The sequence below is a fragment of the uncultured Methanobrevibacter sp. genome, assembly GCF_905235195.1.
Lineage (GTDB): Archaea > Methanobacteriota > Methanobacteria > Methanobacteriales > Methanobacteriaceae > Methanarmilla.
The window spans coordinates 23,149-32,401 of sequence record NZ_CAJOKH010000036.1 but is presented as its reverse complement, the minus strand read 5'-3'; the positions used below and the strand labels follow the sequence as shown (position 1 = coordinate 32,401).

General features: G+C 25.3%; 11 protein-coding genes. 2 read left to right on the top strand and 9 right to left on the bottom strand.

Features of this window, described 5'->3' with window-relative positions:
* Positions 1 to 28: 28 nt before the first annotated feature.
* From QZ146_RS05525 to QZ146_RS05500, 6 genes are all read right to left on the bottom strand, one after another.
* Entirely contained in the window at positions 29 to 613 is a 585-nt protein-coding gene (locus QZ146_RS05525) for a zinc ribbon domain-containing protein (RefSeq protein ID WP_295722666.1), read from the bottom strand.
* A complete protein-coding gene (locus tag QZ146_RS05520) occupies positions 606 to 782 on the bottom strand; it encodes a hypothetical protein (RefSeq protein WP_295722665.1) in 177 nt (58 codons plus the stop codon). The genes QZ146_RS05525 and QZ146_RS05520 overlap by 8 nt, the downstream gene beginning before the upstream one ends.
* A 77-nt stretch (positions 783 to 859) precedes the next feature.
* Positions 860 to 1,666, bottom strand: a complete 807-nt coding sequence (locus QZ146_RS05515; RefSeq protein ID WP_295722664.1) for a hypothetical protein — start codon at positions 1,664 to 1,666, stop codon at positions 860 to 862.
* Between the two features lie 315 nt (positions 1,667 to 1,981).
* Entirely contained in the window at positions 1,982 to 2,203 is a 222-nt protein-coding gene (locus tag QZ146_RS05510; protein WP_295722663.1) for a hypothetical protein, read from the bottom strand.
* Between the two features lie 83 nt (positions 2,204 to 2,286).
* The gene (locus tag QZ146_RS05505; RefSeq protein WP_295722661.1) at positions 2,287 to 2,448 is read right to left on the bottom strand and encodes a hypothetical protein; all 162 of its coding nucleotides are present in this window, start codon (positions 2,446 to 2,448) and stop codon (positions 2,287 to 2,289) included.
* Positions 2,449 to 2,505: 57 nt separating this feature from the next.
* Entirely contained in the window at positions 2,506 to 2,691 is a 186-nt protein-coding gene (locus tag QZ146_RS05500) for a hypothetical protein (RefSeq protein WP_295722660.1), read from the bottom strand.
* 237 nt (positions 2,692 to 2,928) lie between these two features.
* On the opposite strand from QZ146_RS05500, the gene QZ146_RS05495 reads away from it, so the two are divergent.
* Positions 2,929 to 4,218 (top strand): NAD(P)/FAD-dependent oxidoreductase, encoded by a 1,290-nt coding sequence (locus tag QZ146_RS05495; RefSeq protein ID WP_295722659.1) that lies wholly within the window; start codon positions 2,929 to 2,931, stop codon positions 4,216 to 4,218.
* 195 nt (positions 4,219 to 4,413) lie between these two features.
* Positions 4,414 to 5,457, top strand: coding sequence for an SWIM zinc finger domain-containing protein (locus QZ146_RS05490; RefSeq protein WP_295722658.1), 1,044 nt, complete (start codon positions 4,414 to 4,416; stop codon positions 5,455 to 5,457).
* A 137-nt stretch (positions 5,458 to 5,594) separates the two neighbouring features.
* Here QZ146_RS05490 and QZ146_RS05485 read toward each other — a convergent pair whose 3' ends face one another.
* From QZ146_RS05485 to QZ146_RS05475, 3 genes are all read right to left on the bottom strand, one after another.
* Entirely contained in the window at positions 5,595 to 6,686 is a 1,092-nt protein-coding gene (locus QZ146_RS05485) for a glycosyltransferase (protein WP_295722657.1), read from the bottom strand.
* A 22-nt stretch (positions 6,687 to 6,708) separates the two neighbouring features.
* Positions 6,709 to 7,641, bottom strand: coding sequence for a cell wall biosynthesis protein (locus QZ146_RS05480; protein WP_295722656.1), 933 nt, complete (start codon positions 7,639 to 7,641; stop codon positions 6,709 to 6,711).
* 215 nt (positions 7,642 to 7,856) lie between these two features.
* Positions 7,857 to 8,918: an mRNA surveillance protein pelota gene (locus QZ146_RS05475; RefSeq protein WP_295722655.1), complete on the bottom strand. Its 1,062-nt coding sequence runs from the start codon at positions 8,916 to 8,918 to the stop codon at positions 7,857 to 7,859.
* Between the last annotated feature and the right edge of the window lie 335 nt (positions 8,919 to 9,253).

Genomic DNA, 9,253 nt, shown 5'->3' with positions numbered 1-9,253 from the left:
TACTTTAATTAAAAATTAGTAAGTATTTTTAAAAAATATTAAATTTCATGTGAAAAAATTTTGACCCAAAATTCAAAAATTGCATTTTGGCGGACACCCTATATACATGATCAGGATGGGGTTTTTTATTAACTACGACTGATTTTAAATATATTACATGATCAACATTATATTTTGTATCCATCAGCCAACTTGAATGAGAAGCTAATGATTCTGTTGAAGAACCTATTCTAGTATTATACTTATCATAGTATGTTTGTCTTATAGAATACTCGTCTAAATTTGAAGGAACTTGATATAACATTATATTTGCACGTAAAACATATTGTGAAGGGTTAGTTGGTGAATGAGTGCATTCTGCGCTTAAAACAGTGAATTCTACGTTATTTCCATATAAGGTCAGAATAACCGCTCCATCAATAATTAAAAGAATAATTACTAATAAAATTGGGACTTTTTTATTTTTAAAATCAAAATTAGTTAGCTTAGCTACAAAATTTTGAGAATTATCAATGGATATATTATTAGATGATTCTAAATGAATTCCACAATATGGACAGGCTTCTACATTATCAACTAAGCTACTCCCACAATAGGGACATTTTTTAACCATTCAAACACCAATTAAAAAATTTTAAGTAGAAATTAGCTAAACTTGTATCAGCATTGCTTTCTAAAAAATTACCTGGTACTTTGAAATCATTTGCTCCAGAAACAGCAAATACAACTGAAACTGAAGAGAAAATTAAAATCATAATTAAACATAAAATAATTTTTTGCATATAAAAAACCTCCATATATATAATATTTTAACTCCTTAAATAAAAAAGGTTAATCTTTTAAATATAATATTTTATAATTATTTATATTCTTTAATTGAATTAATTAAATCATCCATTTCATCAATCACATTTTCAATATCACTTTGTTCAGATAATATTAATTCGTTAGTTAAATCATCTATTTTTCTAATTACTTGTTTGATTAGTTGTTTTCTTGATTCTATTTCATATTTAGTTTTTTCTGTTAAAGTTAAAGCATTTAAGTTTTCTATTTGAGATTCGACAATATCTTTACAATTATCTAAAACTGCATTAAATTTAGTATTGGTGAGTTGTGGTGCTGGAAATCTTTTTTCAATCATCTCTCTTGCAATTTTTTCTTTACTTTGGAATAATAGTAATAATTCACCATTTTTTGATTTATTTTTCTTATTTTTGTTTATTTTATTTTCTTTTATGCTCCATAGCGCTTTTTTTATATTTTTTTCTTCATTCTTTTGAGTAGATTTTTTAAATTCAGAAAGAGTATAATCTTTTATATATAGAATATAAAGAGGGTATAATATCATTACATTTATTAAAATCAATATAATCACTAATGTTGCCCGAATATCAACCCACCAACCTAATAATAAAACCAGAAATCCTAAACAAATGAGCCATGTGTATAATTGTTTTAGACTATAATTACATTTTAATTTATCTGATTGGTCACCTATCCCTCTTTTTAATCTAATTTTTGAAGCAGAAACAGAATTTCCAGCATATTGTAAAATTTCATCATCAGTTAAAACACCTTTAACAGGTTCTTCTTTACCTAATGAATCAACTAATCTTTGTATTTCCTTTTCTTTTAAATCTTCAAATCTTTTACTATGTACCATATCTTCACATCATATTTTTCCTAATATTTCCTATTATTTTAGGTAATCTTCTTAAATATAAATATTTGCAAAATAATTTTTAGGCGATAGATCCTTATTCAAAAAAAATTAAACCCCAAATACTAATCTATTAAAATACAATATAGAGTAATAATTCACTCACTATTATATTAGATTTCTAATAAATAAAATTAATTACCAATATCTATTGGTTTATTATCGTCTTCATCATCATCTTTTGTAGTGTCAATCCATAACTGTTTTAAGTCATATACCTTATGATTTTTCTTAATTTCAGATGAAGAAATTTGTACATTAAGTTTTTATAAGTAATTTTTTATTATCAACAGGTATACTTTCTTTTAAATCACTTACATCTACTTTTAATTCTATTTTTTTCCTATTTCTAAATAATTTCCAGAAGCTTATATCACGTAATTCTTCATTAATCCCGTTAACAGTATCTTCAATAGCTTTTGATGTATATAAATCACGTTGATCATACATGTTCTGAATATCTTTAATAGCTGAATCCATAATTAACTGATTTTCCTGATTATTTTCAGCAATTATCTTATTGACCTTCTCAACACTTTCATTAATAATATCATCAATTGTATTTAGAATATTTGTTTGTGCTCCAAATAATAATTCATTTCTTTGATTAACGGGTCAGGTAATCTATCCATTCTTTCAAATGTATCAATGAATTTAGTGTTAAAATAAGACTCTGATTCTTTATTATATGTGTGTTCTTGAATATCAATTATATTATTCTGCAATCCTTCAACTTTCACATCTTTTGTGAAATTTCATTCTTTTTTCTTCTAATTTTTTATTTAACTTATTAATTTCATCTTTAAGTTGAAGATTTTCATAGATAATTCTTTAAATTTTTCATTATATCCAGAATCATTTAATATTTCTATAAAATCATCATAGTCTGCTACTACAACATTTTGCCCATCAGTAAATTTATCATCCTTGGATAATCCTTTAATACCTAAAACTTCACTTTTTAGCAACTTTTCTTCTTGTAGTTGCTTTTTTATAATACCCTTATAATCCCATTTATACTCATAAAAGTAAAAATTATGATTAAATAAAAATTAAACTAAATAAAATTTTAAAAATAGCTAAAAATTAAATACAAGAAAAAAATTATGAAAAGAATTAAATAATAAAATATAAAAGTAATATTTAATTATTATAATTAACTAAATTTAAAAAGATGTAAAAAAAGTAAAAATAGGGTGATTAAAATGAAAAATATTGTAATAGGTGCAGGACCAGCAGGTAGAATTGGGTCTATAGAACTTGGAAAATTAAATCAAGAAACTATTCTTATAGAAAGAAAACATATTGCAGGAACATGCCTTAATGAAGGATGTATGGTTATTTGTGCATTAACAGATATTTCTCGCCATCTTGCAAATCAAAAAACATATCAGGCACATGGTTTTATAAAAGGAGAAATTGAACTTGACTATAAATTATTATGTGATAAGGTAAAAGAAACACAGCAAATGCTTAGAATAATCGAACAGAAACAATGTGAAGACTTAGGTATTGAAGTGATTTTTGGTGAAGCAGAAATTAATGGAGATATGGTTACTGTTAATGGAGAAAGTTTTGAATATAAAAACCTTATGATTGCAACCGGAGGAAAACCATATATACCAAATATTAAAGGTAGCGAACATGGATATATCCATAGTGACCTATTAAATCTTAATAAAATACCTCCAAAGGTCAATATTATTGGTAGTGGAGTTATATCCTGTGAGATTGGAAATATATTATCTAATTTTGGAAGTGAAGTTAATATATTTGGAAGAACTACCTTCTTAAAAGAATTAGATCCATCAATTAAAGATTATGTAGTAAAAAATCTTCTAAAAAATGTTAACATATATGAAAACACCAATGTTAATGAAATTAGAAAAAATTCAATAATTACTGAAAAAGGAGAATTTGAAGGAATTAACTTTATTTGTACAGGAAGAAATCCAAATTCAGATATTGTAAAAGATATAGTAGATTTAAATCCTGATGGTGGTATTAAAGTTGATGAAATGATGCAAACAAGTGTTTCAAATATATATGCTGCAGGTGATGTTACCGGAGGTCAAATGTTTACCCCAGTTGCAAGAACAGAAGGAATAACCGCTGCAAGGAATATGGCAGGATTATCACAAAAAGTAGATATTAAATATGTTCCAGAATCAATCACCCTTAATATGCCTGTAAGCTTTGTTAAAAGAAATAGAAATATTGAAACTGAAACAATACAAATACCAGGAGTTGCAGGACCTGGTGCATTTTGGAATTTATTAAATAGAAATACTGGAATGACAAAAATAGATATAAATAAAGAAAATAAGGAAATTGAAAATATATATTCTATATCTTCCGCATCTGTTGAAGGTGTTGCATATATGACACTACTTATGAGACTAGGTATGGATATAGAAGATTTTGATGATTTTTTAGAAATACATCCAACATCAGATGCTGTAAGCATGATAATGAAATACATGTATAATTTATAATTTAAATTCCTAAAAATTAAATAAATTATAATAAAGTTTCAAAATTGTGATTTACATCATTTAGAATTAAAATATTTTATTTTTCTATTAAACCAATAATTATAATTTTTTAAAGTAATAACAGCAAATTCTTAAGTATTAAGTTCTATAAGATATAATAAAATGTAATTTTAAAAAATATTTAGTTTGATTCATATGGAAGAAGGATGGGAAAGTATATTTAAAAAAGGAGTGCTAGAGCGAGGTAGACAGTACTATATTGAGGGAAGAGTAGAACTTCTTGAATATGAAACTACTCATCTTGAAGCAGAAGTATTTGGAAGTGAATACTATAATATTAAAATAGATTTAAATGACAAGCAAATACTCAAAATGAATTGTACTTGCCCCTATGCAAAAGAAAATCCTTACTGTAAACATATGGCCTCTGTATTATATGCAGTTGAAAATTCAAAAATAATTTTAAAAGAAAATACAATAGAAGATAATTCAATTGATGAGATATTAGATTCATTAAGTAAAAAGAACTTAAAAGAACTATTAAAAGATCTTTTAAAAAACAATGATAATTTAAGAGAATTTAAATTAAAATATAAAACTAAACTATCCAAAGAAGATGAAGACTATTATATAAATAAAATCAGAATAATCTTTAGTTTTGAAGGATGGGAAAATATTGAAAAACATGAGAGCATAATTGAAAATATAAATATTAGGCTCTTAGAATTTATTGAAGAAGATTTCCAATTACTATTAAAATATGAAAAATATTATCTTATCTTTAATTTATTTAAAGAAATATCAGATAATCTTAATTTAATCATTGAAAAACATGAGAGTCTTGAAAATTACACAGATATAAATGAGCTATCTAAAAATTCACTTAAAATAATCAATACATTAATGAAAAAAGACCTAAGTGAAAGTTTAGAAAATGAGATTTTTGAATATAGTCTTTGCTATTTAAAAAATTCCAATACAAATAACAATATGCTCTTGAAGTTTTATGAAAATATATTTTTACATAAATTCGAAGGTCCTTATTATTTACTAAAAAAAGAGGAATTTTTAAATAGTGAAATTGAAAAAAATGAAAAAAATGACAATTTAAATCGATTAAAAACATTATTACTCTTAAAATACAGACTTCTAAAATTAGAAGGATATAATGAAGAGGAAATCTCTAAATTACTAAGTGAATATCATTTAAAACTTAATATGAATGATGAAACTGAATAAAAACCTAAAATCAAGTTCTCAAGTAATTTAAAATTAATATTAATGATAAAACTGAATAAAAATGTAAAATCAAGTTTTCAAGTAATTTAAAAATTCCCATAAAATAAAGTAAATTTAATTAAAATATAATAAAATGACTAATCTTTATGTTTTACTTCATCTATAATAGTCTCAGCAATTAGCCCTTCTGATTTAGCAATTTTATCCCCATAAACTACCGTTTTGGATTTAACAAAATCTAATTTTGAAATAACTTCTTCTATAGTTTCTGCTAAATTTTCATTATCTGCTTCAAAGACTGCATCTTGAAAAACTTCTTTCATATTATGATAACGACCGTATTTAACTCTTAAAAGTGCAATTGTCGGAAGATGGCACATCATAGCTTCAGATAACATCATTCCATCATCAGTTAAAACTGCAAGATCGACTATTTCATATAAATCTTTTATCCAATCAATATAAGATAAATAAATCATATTTTCTGGATTAAACCAATTATAATATTCATCTTCAAGAGGAAGACCTACAAGAACAATATTATATTTATCTGTTAATTTTGAATAATCTGAAACGGCACGAGCCATTTTTTCAAAGATTGTAGAACCTGATGAAAAGAGAATAGTTTTTTTATTCTCATCAAAATCTAATGCCTTTGGGTTTTTTGCTACTGCTCTTTTACAATGCTCTTTAATTTTAAAAATAGCCTTATTTTTATCTCCTTTTAAAATATTTGATTGAACTGGAAAATAAGATTTTATAACATTTGGAGGTATTGTTTTTTGCCTAAACATATGTGCTTCTGGAAATATAATACATTTATTTAATTTAGTGCAAACCTTTGTATCAAGAGGAGTACTTAAAATACCTACTGCAGGAGTGCGGGCAAGTTTAGCAGCTAAACATCCTACAACTGCTCCTCCACCAATAATACCTACAACCACATCTGCCTTGATTTTTTTAATTAAGCTTCTACATTGAAAAGAAGCTTTAATAGTTCGAAGACCTGCCTTTAATGTTGTTATTTTACTAGCCGCATGACCTCCAGCTTGAGGAACAGATATTCTATGCCAACTGTAACCATTTTTTTCAAATAATATTCCTTGAGCGCTTGAATCCAATGCAATTTCACATTGAACACCTTTAGCTTCTAAAGATTTAATAATATTTAAACCAATTACTGCATCTCCACCTAATCCTCTACCAGTAACAACAACTAACGCTTTCATTATATCTACCACAACATAATAGCTAATAATTAATAAAGCCAGATCTGTGAGCTGCAGGATTATAAACCAATCTTCTAGCACCTAATAAAATTAAAAGATTATTATTAACAATTGGTTGTTTATTTTTCCAAATGAGCTTTCTAATGAAATCTCCAAGGCCTCCACCTGTTAAAACATCCATCAAATAATCACAAAATACTGGATTAAATAATCCCATTCTATGAGTAAAGAATACATTTAGAGTATTTCTTCTAACAAATGCAATTAATATTGATGTAATTAAACCAAATATTAAAACAGCAGGAAGACCTCCAAGTAAATAAAATGAAATACCTAAAGCAATAGCAATTGAATGATTTCCAACTTCACCTAACATAATTTTACCTGCAAAGTCAAGAGGACAATAAGCAAGTATTGCAACAATTATTAGTAATGGAGTATAAAATGAAGGTAGTAATTCATCTGCAGGGTTAACATTAAATAATAATGTTAAAACTAAAACCATAGAACTAATTATTAATGTTACAATACATGTAGAACCTGGCTGCATATCTGATATATTTAATGGTTGAATTAAAAGTGCAATGAATATTGAAGATAGTCCTAAACCAAGACAGAACCCTGCAACCATTACAAGAATCATACCGATTCCTCTAAATAATTGACCCCATTGCATATTGTAATGAGAAATTCTACTTCTTCCAAGAATATCATCCATAAATGCAAATAAACCTATTATAAGTATAAGATCACTATATTTATCAGGTACATAAAAACTTAAAACGAAAAATAATACTAATCCAACTCCTCTTGGAGTTCCGCCCCTTACATTGGGATAAAGATTGTGAATAAATCCCCTTTTACCTAATTTTCTCATAATAATATCTAATGCCATAGTAGCAAAAAATGTTATAAAGAAAACTTGTATTAATGCATTTATCACTCCAGAATACATAAAAACACAACATCAACAATTAAAAAGATTAAAAATTTTTTAAAATTATAATAATATTAAATATAATTTATTTAACTAATCTTATATAATATTTATCTATTAAAAAAAAATAAATTATTAAATTACAAGTTAAAAAATAAAATAACTATTGACAGCATTTAAAAATAGAAGTTAAATCATAGAATTAATATTAATTAAAAAAAAATCGAAAAAAATTATTTTATAGGATATCTTAATATTGCGGCCACACCACCTAAAGCATTTAATTGTTCTCCCCCTTCATGTTCACTGCTTATTATACTAACCTTACCTCCCATATTTTCACATAAATTCATAATAGATTCCATACCCTCTGAATTAATATTTAAATCTCTAACAAGTAGTTTTTTCACAGCACCCATATTAACTGCATTATTTACTTCATCCTTTCCATAAACAACAAGTTCATGATTTGTTGAAAGTAATTTTAACATGTCATTAATATCTTTCATTTCAAATGCTATTCTATTTTCTGAGGTTAACTTTTCAACAGTCCCTTTCTTTAAAACTTCACTAATACCTACCCTTCCAGAAGAACCAGTAGCTTCTAAAATGGATTTTTCTGCAAGGTCTGAATAGTTATCTTCAAGGAATTTATAAAAGTTTTCTTTTGAAAATCCTGGTCCTGCAATTACAATATTCTGTATATCTTTAAATTTAAATAAGGTTTTAACAATTTGTTGATAAAATTCTATTTGTTCTTTTGGGCGATTTTTATCAATTATCCTCTTACCAGAAATATTAGACTGTATTGGACCATAATATTCTATTCCATATTGACGAATAAGACCTAATGTAGCCGTACCATCTTCAATTAAAACAATGATTGCAGATAATTTTTTAGAAGATTTCATAGCTAAATCAAGCCTATCTAATGCCCATTTAGACCATTTTTCTTTTTTAATCGTAATAGGAGTATTAAACTTAACTTCCACAGTATGATGAGAACCTAAAGGAATTAAATCTTCCGGACCTTTTGTAATAGTACCTGTTAAACGTAATTTAGCAGTGAACATATGGAAACTTATAGATTCAACATGAACTCCCAAAACAAAGGTTTTTTTAACACCTCTATCACTTCTAAGCTTATCACCACTTGTATCCTGTATACGTCTTGTAGTAACAGAACTAATATCATCTCCTTCTTGGATAATATGAGATAAATGCCAAAGATCATCTAAAGTTTCAGGAATAATATCCATTTTCCCTTCCTTTTGATTTTTACCAACTATTTTCATTTGTCCACCTAAATTCACAATGTTAAGGATATAAATAATTAAAATAATACTAAAATACTGAAATATTAACATGAATACTTGTTTTAAAATTTTAAGAAATTATTAATGAATACTTGTTTTAAAATTTTAAGAAATTATTAATAAAAATATTTAAACTAAACTATTAAATATTAAATCAAATATTTAATGAAATTAAACTATCAATAATCATATTTAATAATATTGAAATTAAATTATATAAAATTGAAACTAAAATATCAATTATTATATTATTAATAATTTAATAAAATTAATTAATGTTATGATTTGATTATTAGTCTTATGTATTAAATCTT